Here is a 13,763-nt window from a genome sequence, read left to right as displayed (position 1 = left end):
ATTAATAGATTATTATTTTTTACAAAAGATTATAAAGGGAGGATTTTTTATGTTAAGTAATAGACTCGTAGATGCTATAAATGACCAGATAAATTTCGAGATGTATTCAGCAAACATATATTTTGCTATGCAGGCATATTGTGATTCATTGGATCTGGATGGATTCTCCAACTTCTTTAAAGTCCAAATACAGGAAGAAAACTTTCACACAACAAAATTCTATAATTTTTTGAATCAAACCGATGCAAGAATAAATATTGGGGCCATAGATGCACCGAGCAACAACTATGAATCACTTTTAGATGCTTTTAAAAAAGCACTGGAACATGAAAAGAAAGTTACCAAAAGAATCTATAATCTGATGAACATAGCAACCGAGGAAAAAGAACACGCTACAATGAGTTTGCTTAAATGGTTCATAGACGAACAGGTTGAAGAGGAAGATACTTTTACAAAATTGATTAAAAAACTACAGAGAATAGGTGACAATTCAGCTGCCCTTTATATGCTGGATACAGAACTTCAGTCAAGAACCTTCGTACCTCCAGCTCCCACAGCTTTAAATTAGATGCTTTAACAGCAGCTATGGATAACACTATCTATAGCTGCTGTTTATATTTTCCCATACTTCTAAACTTATCATATCTCTGGTTCAACAACTCTTCCCGAGAGTATTTCTTTAATATTCCTATAGTTTCTATAAGTTCACTTTTTATAACATCCGCCATTTTATCTACGTTCTTATGAGCCCCACCCTGGGGTTCCTTTAAAACCTTATCTATTATTCCATATTTATTCAAATCTCCTGCAGTACATTTCATAACCTCAGCTGCTTCTTCCGCACGTGAGGCATCTCTCCACAATATTCCTGCAAAACCTTCCGGTGAAAGTATGGAGTAAACTGAATTTTCAAGCATCCATACAGAATTTGCCACAGCAAAAGCAAGTGCACCGCCGCTTCCCCCTTCACCTATTATTATAGATATTATAGGAACTTTTAAATTAAACATCTCCATCAAATTACTGGCTATTGCTTCACCCTGTCCCCTTTCTTCCGCTTCCATTCCACAAAATGCCCCCGGAGTATCCACAAAGCATACAATCGGTCTATCGAATTTTTCGGCCTGCTTCATAAGTCTCAGACTCTTTCTATACCCCTCGGGCTCAGGCATTCCAAAATTTCTCTTTATATTTTCAGCGGTATTTCTTCCTTTCTGTTGTCCCATTATTGTAACAGGTTCCCCGTTCAACATTCCAATACCACCTACTACAGATAGATCATCTCCAAAATATCTATCTCCATGAAATTCCATGAAAGAATCACAGATTCTGTCTATATAGTCAAGGGAAGTAGGTCTTTCAATCATCCTTGCAAGAGTAACTCTCTGCCATGCAGTCCTGGAATCAAATTTTTGATTTAGAATCTTCTGGAGTTTTCCTATTTTCTCCACAACACTTCACCCCTTTCAATCAAAATAGTTACATTATCTGCCCCTATCGTGAATAACAAGTATATCCTTCAAAGTACTTTTTAAATTATCTCTTGAAACTATTCTGTCTATAAAACCATGTTGGAGTAAAAACTCGGCACTCTGAAAACCTTCAGGAAGTTTCTGATGTATAGTCTGTTCGATTACCCTTTTGCCTGCAAAACCAACCAGTGCATGCGGTTCCGCCAGTATTATATCTCCTAGCATTGCAAAACTGGCAGTAACCCCACCTGTAGTAGGATCTGTAAGTACCGTTATATAAAGGAGTCCTTCTTTATCCAGCCTGCTCAGTGCAGCACTTATCTTTGCCATCTGCATAAGAGAAAATATGCCCTCCTGCATTCTGGCTCCACCTGAAGTTGTAAATATAATTATGGGCAGTTTCAGCTTTATTGAGTTCTCAATCGCCCTTGTTATCTTTTCTCCTACTACAGAACCCATACTCCCCATCATGAAATTACTGTCCATAAAACATGCTACCGCAGGCATTTTCCCTATGGTACCCTTGCCTGTTACTACAGCTTCATTAAGTCCTGTTTTTTTCTTCATATTATCCAGCTTATCTTCATAGCCATCAAATTCTATTGGATTGTCTGACTGCATGTCGGCATCAAATTCCTCAAAACTGTCCTTATCCATTATAAGTCTTATTCTTTCCCATGCGTTCATTCTAAAATGATGTCCGCAGTGCTGACAGACTTTATTGTTTCTATCTAAATCCGGTTTATACAGCACTCTCTTGCATTCACTGCACTTTATCCACATGCCATTTGGTATATACGGCTTGTTGTCCTCATCTTCCGAAATATTTTTAAGAGTTTCATGACTTACAGTAATATATTTTGTTCTCTTGAAAAATTTATTTAACAAATCCTACTCAACTCCTTCCCCGGAGAACCAATTTCCTAAGATAATTCCTCTATAAACTTTTCTACATATTTTGTGTCATAGGTCCCAGTTATAAATTCTTCACTATTAACAAGATCATACTGAAAATCTATATTAGTACTGACACCTTCTATTATGAATTCCCCCAGAGCCCTTCTCATGATTGCAATTGCCTCCTGCCTGCTCTTTCCATATACTATAAGCTTAGCTATCATAGAATCATAGTATGGAGGTATTTCATAGCCGGCATAAACTGCACTGTCAACTCTGACATTAAATCCACCTGGAACATATATGTCCGTAATCCTGCCAGGACAAGGCATAAAATCCCTGCTGACATTTTCCGCATTTATTCTGCACTCTATTGCATGACCATTTATGCATATTTCCTCCTGTGAGAACCCGAGTGGTTCTCCTGCGGAGATTTTGATCTGTTCCTTTACAAGATCTATTTGCGTTACCATCTCAGTTATGGGATGCTCCACCTGAATTCTAGTATTCATCTCCATGAAATAATAGTTTTTATCTTTATCCAGAAGAAACTCTATAGTACCTGCATTATTATAACCCACTGCCTCTGCAGCTTTAACCGCAGTTTCTCCCATTGCTTTTCTGAGTTCCTCCGTCATTATGGGGCTGGGTGATTCTTCCATAAGCTTCTGGTTTCTTCTCTGCATGGAACAATCTCTCTCACCAAGATACACTACATTGCCAAAGTCATCCCCAAGTATCTGAAATTCAATATGCTTGGGTTTTTCAACAAATTTCTCCAGGTATATAGTATCATCACCAAACGCCGCCTTTGCTTCAGCTTTTGCATTTTGATAATTTTTTATAATATCCTCTTCTTTGTATACAATCCTTATTCCTCTGCCGCCACCTCCTGCAGACGCTTTTATCATAACAGGATAACCAATATTTCTTGCAGTTTCAATAAGGTCCTCTTCATCCAGAATAGCCCCGTCAGAACCAGGTATAACAGGTATTCCTGACTTTATCATTATCTCTCTGGCATTTGACTTGTTACCCATGTCTTCAATACATTCCGGACTTGGACCTATGAAAGTAATATTGCACTCTCTGCATATTCTGGCAAACTTGCTGTTTTCAGACAGGAATCCAAAGCCGGGGTGAATTGCCTGGGCTCCTGATAAAACAGTAGCACTTATTATGTTCTGAACGTTTAGATAACTGTCTTTAGGTGCAGCAGCCCCTATACAGATTGCCTCGTCAGCCATCTGGACGTGAAGGGCATTTCTATCGGCTTCCGAGTAGACAGCTACAGTTTGAATTCCCATTTCCCTGCAGGCCCTTATTATCCTTACAGCTATTTCACCCCTGTTTGCAATTAAAATTTTACTAAACACTTTAAAAATTCAACTCCTAATACTCTAGTTTTTGTCTCCTATCATAAACATCAATTCTGCTTCAGCGGCCTTTTTTTCTTCTACATAGGCAGTTGCCTTTCCTATACCTGCAGGCCCTTTTATCTTCAATATCTCAACGGTTAGAGTCAACGTATCACCCGGTACCACCATATGCCTGAATTTAGCTTTATTTATGCCGCCGAAAAATGCTATCTTGTTTTTAAACTCATCCTTGCTCAATATAGCTACAGCTCCTGCTTGAGCCAATGCTTCTATTATAAGTACACCTGGCATTACAGGCATCTCCGGGAAATGTCCCTGAAAAAAATATTCATTTGCCGTTACATTTTTATAAGCAATTACTTTTTTCCCTGGTTCCATGTAAGTTACCCTGTCTATAAGTAAAAATGGATATCTATGCGGAATAATCTTCTTGATTTCTTCCATACCCAACTTCACATTAAAATCCGTATTCTCCATAATTTCCTCCTGAAAGCTTAATCCGACATAATATAGATTTTACCATTTATTTGTTTTATGATATACACCCTTATAAACACATATTCAGCTGTTTACCTTTATCTTGAACAATCGCTGTCCGTATTCTACCATTTCTTCATTTTTTACAAGTACGTCTACAATTTCACCGTCAACATCACTTTGTATTTCATTCATAATCTTCATTGCCTCTATTATACACAGTACATCACCTTTTTTTACCTTGTCTCCAATATTTACATACTCAGGCTTATCAGGAGCTGCTTTATCGTAAAACGTACCGACTATAGGTGATGTGATTTCTTTTATATTCTTGTCTTCCTCAGCTTCTTCTTTCTCCTGAGTCTTATAATTTTTCTCTGCCGGATCCAATTTTTCATCTGTCTCATTGAAAATTTCAACCTCGCCTGAATCATTCCTTACTTTTGTTGCTTCGCTGACAGATGATTTAACTACTCCCGATTCACCCTTCTTTTTCATTACTATTGAGATTTCATCCCATTTAACTTCCAAGTATCCAAGGCTTGAATTATCCATTACATGTATCATATCTTCAATTGCCTTAAAATCCATATTACTCACTCCATTTTTTTAATAAAATTACGGCATTGTGTCCGCCAAATCCAAAAGAGTTTGACATTGCATATTCAACATCTGCCTTTCTACCTACATTGGGAACATAATCAAGATCACATTCCTCATCTTTTTCCCTATATCCGATAGTAGGAGGAATAAAACCTTCTTCAAGTGACTTGGCGCATACTATTGCTTCAACAGCACCTGCTGCTCCAAGCAAGTGTCCCGTCATGGACTTGGTTGAACTTACCGGTATATTTTTGGAAACATTTCCAAATAACCTCTTTATGGCAAATGTCTCCCCTTTGTCATTGGATACGGTACTTGTTCCATGTGCATTTATGTATGATACGTCACTTTTATCTATTCCTGCTTCTTTAATAGCAGCTTCCATTGCAGCTGCTGCTCCTTCTCCTGAAGGATCCACCGCCGTTATATGATAGGCATCACAAGTTGAGCCGTATCCAGCTACTTCCGAATATATTCGTGCATTTCTATTTTTTGCATGCTCCAGTGATTCAAGTATTACAATTCCTGAACCTTCCCCCATGACAAATCCGTTTCTTTCCCTGTCAAAGGGAATAGATGCCCTTTTGGGATCAGTACTTTTGCTGAGTGCTGTTAAGGATATGAAGCCCGCTATGGACAGAGGTGTTATGGATGCCTCAGCACCTCCTGCAATTATTACATCCGCCAGTCCATTTTGAATCATCCTGTATGCTTCTCCAATACAATTCGTACTTGTAGCACAAGCTGTAACAACTGTAGTACATATACCCCTGGTACCATATTTTATAGCTATGTTGCCTGCTGCCATATTCCCTATAATCATAGGTATGAAAAGTGGGTGAATTCTATTTGGGCCTTTTTTTATAAGCGTTTCATTTTCTTTTTCTATAGTTCCTATTCCACCTATTCCGGAACCAACTACAACCCCGATCCTGCTCTTATCCATATTGTCTATTTCAAGCTTTGAGTCTTTCACCGCTTCATCTGCTGCAACCAGTGCAAATTGAGAAAATCTATCCAATCTTCTTGCTTCTCTTCTTCCCAAAGCTTCTATCGGATCAAAGTCCTTGACTTCTGCTCCCAATTTTGCCTTGAAGCCTTCCGTATCAAATCCCTTGATAAAATCAATTCCACAAACTCCGCTTTTTATATTATGCCAAAAAGTATTGGCATCATTTCCCACAGGTGTAATTGCTCCAAGTCCTGTAATTACAACTCTATTTTTCATATATTTCACCAACCTTAAATCAATTTTAAACAGCCTATATTCCTACATTACCATTCCACCATCTATGTTTATTACCTGGCCTGTAATATAATCAGAACCTGCGGAAGCCAAAAATGCTGCTGCTTCGGCCACATCCTCTGCAGTTCCAATTCTTCTGAGAGGTATGCCTGACAATATACCTTCTTTAACCTTGTCTGAAAGAACTTCCGTCATACTTGTTTTTATAAAGCCCGGAGCTATTGCATTTACATTTATACCTCGAACTGCAAGTTCCCTGGCTGCGGATTTAGTCAATCCTATTATTCCTGCCTTTGCCGCAGAATAATTTGCCTGACCGGCATTCCCTGTTATGCCGACTACGGAAGATATATTTATTATTTTTCCGCTTCTCTTCTTTACCATAATAGGACTTACATGCCTTATACAGTTGAATGTTCCCTTCAAATTAACTTCTATCACCTTATCAAAATCCGATTCCTTCATTCTCAGTATCAATCCATCTTTTGTTATTCCCGCATTATTTACAAGTATATCCACAGTCTGAAAATTTTCAACTGCTGCCTGAATTATCTTCCTGGCATCATCAAATAGGCTTACGTCGCCCTGTACCACAACAGCCCTGCGCCCGAATTTCTCAATCTGCTCTACAAGTTCAGCCAGGGGACTTGAATCCTTTCTATAATTTACTACTATGTCTGCCCCTTCTTCCGCAAGTTTAAGTGCAATAGATCTTCCTATTCCCCTTGATGCCCCTGTAACCACAGCAACTTTTCCCTCTATACCCTTCATTCAATCTACTCCTATTCTATCCTTTAATTTTTCTATAGTAGAGTTCAAAGATTTGACATCCTGAACATTCAATACAGCAGCCTTTCTATCAACTTTCCTCACAAAACCACTTAGTACCCTTCCAGGACCTATTTCCACAAAAGTGTCTACTCCGGTATCAATCATATTGCGTATGGTTCTTTCAAAATAGACCGTACTCATTACCTGTCTTTTCAAATAATCCTTAATGTGGACTTCATCTTCTATTATATCACCTGTTACATTTGTAATAACCGGTATTTCAAAGCTTGAAAAAGTTATGCTCTCCAGCTGTCTCTCAAGTTTTTCTGCAGCAGGTTTCATCATGGAAGTATGAAAAGGCCCACTTACAGAAAGTTCTATGACTTTCCTCGCACCTCTCTCCAGGGCCAATCCGGAAGCCTCTTTTACCGGCTTTTTCTCTCCCGAAATTACGACCTGTCCGGGACAGTTCAAATTGGTTATTTCAACGATTCCCAAACTGGAACACCGGCTGCATACATCCTGGACCTTGTCAGTATCCAGGCCCATAATAGCAGACATGGCTCCAATACCTTCAGGTACGGCCTCCTGCATGTATCTGCCTCTCTTTTTCACCAAGACAACTGCATCTTCAAATTTAAGTGTACCACTTGAAACAAGTGCAGAATATTCTCCAAGACTCAATCCTGCTGTAATGTCCGGTTTTATGCCATGATCCTCCAAAGCTCTAAGTGCAGCTACACTTGTAGTTAAAATTGCCGGCTGAGTATTTTCAGTTCTGTCCAGATCCTCTTTAGGCCCTGAAAAACACATGTCACTTATAGAAACTCCCAAAGTTTCATCTGCAACTTCAAATATCCTCCTTGCAGGTTTTACCTCGTCATAAAGTTCTTTTCCCATTCCCACATATTGGGCTCCCTGTCCCGAAAACAAAAATGCTACCTTTCCCATTTTATCCTCCCTATGTCAATTCTCAAACATATTTATCAATTTATTTAAATTACTTTCACATTCATTAAAAATTTCTTCTATTATTTCTTTTGCACTTTGCTCCTTATTTACAAGCCCTGCAATCTGTCCTGCCATAACAGATCCATTTTCTATATCTCCCTCTTTTGCAGCTTTTGAAAGTGCACCTCTCCCAAGTTTGTCGTACTCACTTAAAGGTGCTCCATTTTTTTCAAGAAGTTGAAATTTTCTCGTGAGCTTATTTCTAATTACCCTTACAGGATGTCCTGTAGCCCTGCCCGTAACCTGTGTGTCTATATCCTTGGCCCTCAGAATCCTATCCTTGTAATTCTGGCTTACAGTACACTCTCTTGCAACCAGGAATCTAGTACCAAGCTGAACTCCTGAAGCTCCAAGCATTAAAGCTGCACCTAATCCTCTTCCGTCTCCTATGCCTCCTGCAGCAACAACTGGAATATCTACAGCATCTACTACTTGTGGAACAAGTGTCATTGTTGTCAACTCTCCCACATGTCCTCCTGATTCACAGCCTTCTGCAATAACAGCATCAACGCCCGATCTCTGAACCCTTTTTGCCAGAGCTACAGATGCTACCACAGGTATCACTTTTATATCATGTTCCTTCCATATATCTATATATTTACCTGGATTCCCTGCTCCCGTTGTAACTACCTTGACTCCCTCTTCGCAGACCATTTTTGCTACTTCCTCCGCCGTATCTGAAAGGAGCATTATATTCACTCCAAAAGGTTTGTCTGTAAGTTCCTTTGCCTTTCTTATTTCAGACCTTACCCAGTCAAGGGGTGCATTTCCTGTAATTATGCCCAGTCCTCCCGCATTTGATACTGCCGCCGCCAGTGAACTGTCCGCAATCCATGCCATTCCTCCCTGTATGATAGGGTACTTTATACCTAGCATTTTACAAAATGTAGAATTAATCATATGGTACCTCCTTTTATATTCTCTTACAAAATTTACAGCTTCCTCTACAGTTTTTATTGATTCTTCATCTTCTATCTGGACTTCAAATTCTTCTTCTATTTCAATTATTATCTGGAATAATTCAAGTGAATCCATTCCTAATTGATTAAAGGAAGTATTCATGGTTATACTCTCTCTATCTATTCCAAGCTGTTCTGAAATTATGTCCCTTACCTTTTCAAATATCATTCGCATCCTCCCGTTAAATTTCAATAACTACACCGCCATAGGTAAGGCCGCCTCCAAAACCTATAAGTATTATCTTGTCACCGCTTCTAAACAGCTGTTTTTTTCTTGCTTCATCAAAAGCTATGCCTATACTAGCAGCAGATGTGTTTCCGTATTTGTCAAGATCTACATAGAATTTATCCAATGATACATTCAATCTTTTCGAAGCAGCTTCTATTATCCTGTAATTCGCCTGATGCGGTATTACAAATTTTATTTCATCTATGGAAATACCTGATTCCTCAAGAAGTTTGTTCAAGGACTTTTCCATAATCTTTACGGCAAATCTAAATATCTCCTTCCCATTCATCTTTACTATGGACCTGGTCAATTTTGGTTTGTCAATGCTGTATGGATTATTTACAGGAACTGCGGCACAAGTTAGAAAGTGCCCCAATTTTCCGTCAGCCCCTGTATTAATTGCAAGTATACTGTTCCTTTTCCCCTTTTTCAGTACAGCGGCTGATGCTCCATCACCAAATAAAATACAGGTACTTCTATCCTTCCAATCAATTATCTTTGAAAGAGTTTCCGCACCTATAATCAAAATAGTTTTTGCCCTTCCGGATTTTATAAACTGGGCTGCAATATCCATGGCATATATATATCCGGAGCAGGCTGCCGATACATCAAAACACGCTGCATTTATCGCATCTATATTCTTTTGCACAATACAGGCTGTAGACGGTAAAAAATTATCAGGTGTAGCTGTAGCCACTATTATAAAATCAATTTCATCTGCAGATATGCCTGCATCTTCTATCGCCTCAAGGGCAGCTTTAGTTGCTATATCAGACGTGTTTTCACCCTGTGATATCCTTCGTTGTCTTATACCTGTTCTATTCCTTATCCACTCATTATTAGTATCTACGATTTTACTCAAATCATCATTTGTTATTATATTATCTGGCAGATAACTCCCTGTACCAATGATTTCTACGCTATTCATTTTTCCCCTTCTTCGCATATAGATTCATTATGACTACTTGACCTTAACATCAATATCATATTTCGATTTAAAAAATTCATTTAATTTTTCAAGAGATCGTTTCAAAACTTTTTTCTCTTCTTCACTTAAACCGCTTATACATTCCTTAACCATGTCAGAATGAAATTTTTGATGGATTCTATAGGCAAGTTTCCCTTTTTTTGTAAGATTTATACGCACAATCCGTCTATCCAATTCACTCCGTTCCCTAATTACGTATCCTTTTTTTACAAGATGCTTTACAGCCGTAGTCAGCGTTCCCAAAGTTATGTCAAGATCACCTGCAACCTCCGTCATTCGCCTTGGTACATACATGCCTATGGCAGCTATAGTATGTATTTCTGAAATTGACAGATCCTTAAAAGATGCATACTGGAGAGATTTCTGTTCTATCTGTAATATGTCATAAAAAATATCCACCAACAATTTATTTATAATATTTATATCTTTATTCACCAAATCACCTTTCTAAGCGAATGATTCAAATATCCCACAGCCATTACTTTTCCAAGTTCAAATATTATACATCTTCTCTGCCTCGAAAATCAGTTCCTCAATAAGATCTTTCACTTTTACTATTTTATCTATTCTATAAGCATTGCTTCCTACAAAAATAAGTGCATCATCTACCTTACCCTCAACAGCATTGATCAAAGCCCTTGATATACAGTAAGGTGTGTTTTTAGGATTACATTTCTTCAAGCAGTTATAACACTTATCAGGGACAATTCTATGCTGCTCCGCAATTTTAATAAACTTATTTTCTATTGCCCTTCCCGGAAGACCAACGGGACTTTTAATCAGCTTTATATCTTCCTTCCTGGAGTTTACATACATTTTTTTATACTCTATGCTTGCATCACATTCTTCTGTGGCTACAAAGCGTGTTCCCATTTGAACCCCTGATGCCCCCAGCTTTAAAAATTTTGCAATATCCTCTCCCGTATATATGCCACCGGCAGCTACTACTGGAATTTTTCTATCATATCTATTTTCAAATACTTTTACTACCTCAATAACTTCCGGTACAATTTGTTCGAGACTCTCATTTCCTGATTCCAGTTGTTCTATATGAAATCCAAGATGTCCTCCTGCCAGAGGTCCCTCTACAACTATCATATCAGGTATCCTTGAATATTTTTTTATCCAGTGCCTTATTATAATTGATGCAGCTTTTCCAGAAGATACAATAGGTGCTATCTTTATGCTGCTTCCTTCTACAAGTGCAGGCAATTTAAGAGGAATTCCCGCACCGGATATTATAATATCTGCATTTTCCTCCACACAGGTCCTGACCATTTCATCATAATCACTTACGGCTACCATTATATTTACGCCAATTATACCATCAGGACTTAATTCTCTGGCCTTTCTTATTTCCTTTCTCAGAGCTCTTACATTGGCTTCTTTTGTATTCGTCTCAAAATCAGGTTCTCTGTATCCTATTTGAACTCCGGATATTACCCCAATTCCACCTTGATTTGCTACAGCCTGGGAAAGTCTGTATCCCGAAATTCCAACACCCATGCCGCCCTGTATGATTGGAACATCCGCAATTAAATTTCCTATAATAAGCGGAGGTAATCCCATTTGATCCTCTCCTTTGAAATAATTTTTGATTGTCAAATAATTTGATAATCAAAGTATATATTAAAAGAATTTACCTGTCAAATGCTTCAAATAATTTGTTATAGCCTTCATGATTTGATATAATTAGTTATTAGGATATATCGTAAAGTATAAAAACCATACAAGGCAGGTATTAATACATGAGTACTTTTATATTCAATAACAGAGATTCAAACTATACTCCTGTTAATAACATTTTCATAGATAAATTTATGCCGAAAGCCCGGGGAGAATTTGTAAAGGTATATCTTCTGGGGCTAAAATATTGTAAATCCGGTGAATTGGGCGTAAGTTCCGAAGTTATAGCAACTGCACTTCATCTTTTGGAAACGGATGTAATAAATGCATGGAATTACTGGGATGAAGAAAACGTAGTTAAAATAGTCCCGGTAGACAAGATGGGAAATTACAGTATAGAATTTCTGGATCTCAGCGAATATAACAATAAAAAACCCAATGACAGTATTGATATAGTTGAGGAATTAAATAGAAATTCTACAAAAGAAATGCTTAATGATATAGAAAAACTATTGGGAAGGCCTCTCTCCTCAAAAGAAATTACAATGTACATAAGCTGGCTGAAGGATTTTAATTTTTCTCCCGAAATCATATTGCTTTTAATTCAATACTGTGTCCTGAAAGGCAAATCCGACAGCAGATATATTGAAAAAATTGCCATTTCCTGGTTTGATGCAAAAATAAAAAATATAAACGATGCACAGTCATTTATCAAGAAACATGAAGATAAATGGATAAATATTCACAAAATACTTAACTATTTAGGAATAAAGGATGCAGAAATAATGAAACCTCAGGAAGAAATTTTCACCAAATGGCTGTATACATACAAGTTTCCCGTGGAAGTCATACTCAAAGCCTGTGATATATGTTTTAAAAGGATCAATAAAGCCGATTTCAAATATATAGATGGGATACTCAGCAGCTGGAACAAGGAAAAAATCAAGACACTGGACGATATCGACAAAAAGGACAAGAAAAAAATCAAGAAGTCAAACTATTCAAATACCAGTAATACTAATTCTAAAAACAGTACTTTTAATAACTTCAAACAGAGAAGCTACGACTTCAAAGACCTGGAAAAGAAATTGTTAGGATGGGATAATAATGATTAAAGGTTATCATTCTGCTATTATGAATATATATGAAAGTATAAGGAGTGAAGAAAAAAAACTTCTGGACAACAGGAGAAGGGAAATACAGGAAAATTTGCCGGAAATCCTGGATATAGAGAGACAGATAGGTTTATATTCAATCAAATTATCTACACAACTTGTAAACACTCCCGAGAGCAGCCAATTTCACTTAAAGCAGATGAGAGAAAAAATTACAGAGCTGCGAATAAAAAAATCTGAATTGTTGGTTGCAAACAACTATCCTATGGACTATCTAGAAATCCACTATAGATGTCCAAAGTGTAAAGACACTGGTTTTATAGGTACTAAAAAATGCACGTGCTACAATCAAAAATTAGTAAATCTATACTACAAAAACTCTCATCTGACAAATATGCTGCAAAAAAACAACTTTGAAAATTATAATCCGGAATTATTCTCTTCTGATAAAAGCTTTGGAGAACATATAAGTCCAAGAAAAAACATGGAAAATATCGCCTCCAAATGCTGGAACTTTATTGAAAACTTTAATATTTCAAAAGAAAATCTGTTCTTTTATGGAACTGCCGGAACTGGAAAAAGCTTTATGTCAAATTGTATAGCAAAAGAACTGCTGGATAAAGGCTGTCTAGTTGTATATAGGACTGCAGAAACCTTGATCCAGGATCTAAGAGATATACGATTTGGAAACAACAGAGATCTTAAGGATCTCATCTTAGATTGTGATCTTCTGATAATAGATGATCTCGGGTCAGAACAAATAACTGATTTCTCTAAAACTGAGTTATTTAACATATTGAATATCAGATTATTGAATGAAAAAAAAATACTTATATCTACAAATTGCGACCTAGAAGAAATATTAAAGATATATTCTGAAAGAATTTCTTCAAGACTTCTTGGGAACTTTACTCTATGTAAATTTTTTGGTGAAGATATACGAATAAAGCAGAATATACAGGGAAGGAAGCTCTAGAATTACTTTCTGCC

15 protein-coding genes are annotated in these 13,763 nt (G+C 37.3%); 3 read left to right on the top strand and 12 right to left on the bottom strand.

What is annotated here, in order from left to right:
• Window positions 1-49 precede the first annotated feature (49 nt).
• Window positions 50-568, top strand: coding sequence for a ferritin (locus LKE46_RS15265; RefSeq protein WP_291724211.1), 519 nt, complete (start codon window positions 50-52; stop codon window positions 566-568).
• A 31-nt stretch (window positions 569-599) separates the two neighbouring features.
• Here the strand turns inward: LKE46_RS15265 and LKE46_RS15260 are convergent, their stop codons facing one another.
• The 12 genes from LKE46_RS15260 to LKE46_RS15205 all read right to left on the bottom strand — a co-directional run bounded on the left by LKE46_RS15260 (window position 600) and on the right by LKE46_RS15205 (window position 11,601).
• Entirely contained in the window at window positions 600-1,451 is an 852-nt protein-coding gene (locus tag LKE46_RS15260; RefSeq protein ID WP_291724206.1) for an acetyl-CoA carboxylase carboxyltransferase subunit alpha, read from the bottom strand.
• A 33-nt stretch (window positions 1,452-1,484) separates the two neighbouring features.
• Window positions 1,485-2,360 carry an acetyl-CoA carboxylase, carboxyltransferase subunit beta gene (gene accD / locus LKE46_RS15255; RefSeq protein ID WP_291724203.1) on the bottom strand — a complete coding sequence of 292 codons (876 nt, stop codon included), beginning with the start codon at window positions 2,358-2,360 and terminating at the stop codon, window positions 1,485-1,487.
• Window positions 2,361-2,395: 35 nt separating this feature from the next.
• Window positions 2,396-3,745, bottom strand: a complete 1,350-nt coding sequence (locus LKE46_RS15250) for an acetyl-CoA carboxylase biotin carboxylase subunit (protein WP_291724200.1) — start codon at window positions 3,743-3,745, stop codon at window positions 2,396-2,398.
• Window positions 3,746-3,769: 24 nt separating this feature from the next.
• Entirely contained in the window at window positions 3,770-4,225 is a 456-nt protein-coding gene (gene fabZ / locus LKE46_RS15245) for a 3-hydroxyacyl-ACP dehydratase FabZ (protein WP_291724197.1), read from the bottom strand.
• Between the two features lie 84 nt (window positions 4,226-4,309).
• Window positions 4,310-4,816 carry an acetyl-CoA carboxylase biotin carboxyl carrier protein gene (gene accB, locus LKE46_RS15240; protein WP_291724194.1) on the bottom strand — a complete coding sequence of 169 codons (507 nt, stop codon included), beginning with the start codon at window positions 4,814-4,816 and terminating at the stop codon, window positions 4,310-4,312.
• Between the two features lies 1 nt (window position 4,817).
• Entirely contained in the window at window positions 4,818-6,056 is a 1,239-nt protein-coding gene (fabF, locus tag LKE46_RS15235; protein ID WP_291724191.1) for a beta-ketoacyl-ACP synthase II, read from the bottom strand.
• Window positions 6,057-6,098: 42 nt separating this feature from the next.
• Window positions 6,099-6,845, bottom strand: coding sequence for a 3-oxoacyl-[acyl-carrier-protein] reductase (gene fabG, locus LKE46_RS15230; protein ID WP_291724188.1), 747 nt, complete (start codon window positions 6,843-6,845; stop codon window positions 6,099-6,101).
• The gene (fabD, locus tag LKE46_RS15225) at window positions 6,846-7,796 is read right to left on the bottom strand and encodes an ACP S-malonyltransferase (RefSeq protein ID WP_291724185.1); all 951 of its coding nucleotides are present in this window, start codon (window positions 7,794-7,796) and stop codon (window positions 6,846-6,848) included.
• A 15-nt stretch (window positions 7,797-7,811) separates the two neighbouring features.
• Window positions 7,812-8,984 carry an enoyl-[acyl-carrier-protein] reductase FabK gene (gene fabK, locus LKE46_RS15220; protein ID WP_291724182.1) on the bottom strand — a complete coding sequence of 391 codons (1,173 nt, stop codon included), beginning with the start codon at window positions 8,982-8,984 and terminating at the stop codon, window positions 7,812-7,814.
• Window positions 8,985-8,997: 13 nt separating this feature from the next.
• Entirely contained in the window at window positions 8,998-9,972 is a 975-nt protein-coding gene (locus LKE46_RS15215; protein ID WP_291724180.1) for a beta-ketoacyl-ACP synthase III, read from the bottom strand.
• A gap of 33 nt (window positions 9,973-10,005) precedes the next feature.
• Entirely contained in the window at window positions 10,006-10,467 is a 462-nt protein-coding gene (locus LKE46_RS15210) for a MarR family winged helix-turn-helix transcriptional regulator (protein WP_291724178.1), read from the bottom strand.
• Between the two features lie 57 nt (window positions 10,468-10,524).
• Window positions 10,525-11,601 (bottom strand): NAD(P)H-dependent flavin oxidoreductase, encoded by a 1,077-nt coding sequence (locus LKE46_RS15205; protein WP_291724175.1) that lies wholly within the window; start codon window positions 11,599-11,601, stop codon window positions 10,525-10,527.
• A gap of 179 nt (window positions 11,602-11,780) precedes the next feature.
• Here LKE46_RS15205 and LKE46_RS15200 point away from each other — a divergent pair, with 179 nt between their 5' ends.
• Window positions 11,781-12,773 carry a DnaD domain protein gene (locus tag LKE46_RS15200; protein WP_291724172.1) on the top strand — a complete coding sequence of 331 codons (993 nt, stop codon included), beginning with the start codon at window positions 11,781-11,783 and terminating at the stop codon, window positions 12,771-12,773.
• A complete protein-coding gene (locus LKE46_RS15195) occupies window positions 12,766-13,749 on the top strand; it encodes an ATP-binding protein (RefSeq protein WP_291724169.1) in 984 nt (327 codons plus the stop codon). Before LKE46_RS15200 ends, LKE46_RS15195 begins: the two co-directional genes overlap by 8 nt.
• Window positions 13,750-13,763: the final 14 nt, after the last annotated feature.

Source organism: Clostridium sp., from assembly GCF_022482905.1.
Classification (GTDB): Bacteria; Bacillota; Clostridia; order Clostridiales; family Clostridiaceae; genus Clostridium_B.
The sequence above is the reverse complement of the archived record's forward strand: the minus strand, read 5'-3'. Positions and strand labels throughout refer to the sequence as shown.

Bases quoted from the DNA above. Each gene is read 5' to 3' on its own strand.
- LKE46_RS15195 (WP_291724169.1), top strand. From the start codon at position 12,766: ATGATTAAAGGTTATCATTCTGCTATTATGAATATATATGAAAGTATA.
- LKE46_RS15265 (WP_291724211.1), top strand. From the start codon at position 50: ATGTTAAGTAATAGACTCGTAGATGCTATAAATGACCAGATAAATTTC.
- fabK (WP_291724182.1), bottom strand. From the start codon at position 8,984: ATGATATTTGAAAAGGTAAGGGACATAATTTCAGAACAGCTTGGAATA.
- fabZ (WP_291724197.1), bottom strand. From the start codon at position 4,225: ATGGAGAATACGGATTTTAATGTGAAGTTGGGTATGGAAGAAATCAAG.
- accB (WP_291724194.1), bottom strand. From the start codon at position 4,816: ATGGATTTTAAGGCAATTGAAGATATGATACATGTAATGGATAATTCA.
- fabG (WP_291724188.1), bottom strand. From the start codon at position 6,845: ATGAAGGGTATAGAGGGAAAAGTTGCTGTGGTTACAGGGGCATCAAGG.
- LKE46_RS15205 (WP_291724175.1), bottom strand. From the start codon at position 11,601: ATGGGATTACCTCCGCTTATTATAGGAAATTTAATTGCGGATGTTCCA.
- fabF (WP_291724191.1), bottom strand. From the start codon at position 6,056: ATGAAAAATAGAGTTGTAATTACAGGACTTGGAGCAATTACACCTGTG.
- fabD (WP_291724185.1), bottom strand. From the start codon at position 7,796: ATGGGAAAGGTAGCATTTTTGTTTTCGGGACAGGGAGCCCAATATGTG.
- LKE46_RS15200 (WP_291724172.1), top strand. From the start codon at position 11,781: ATGAGTACTTTTATATTCAATAACAGAGATTCAAACTATACTCCTGTT.
- LKE46_RS15215 (WP_291724180.1), bottom strand. From the start codon at position 9,972: ATGAATAGCGTAGAAATCATTGGTACAGGGAGTTATCTGCCAGATAAT.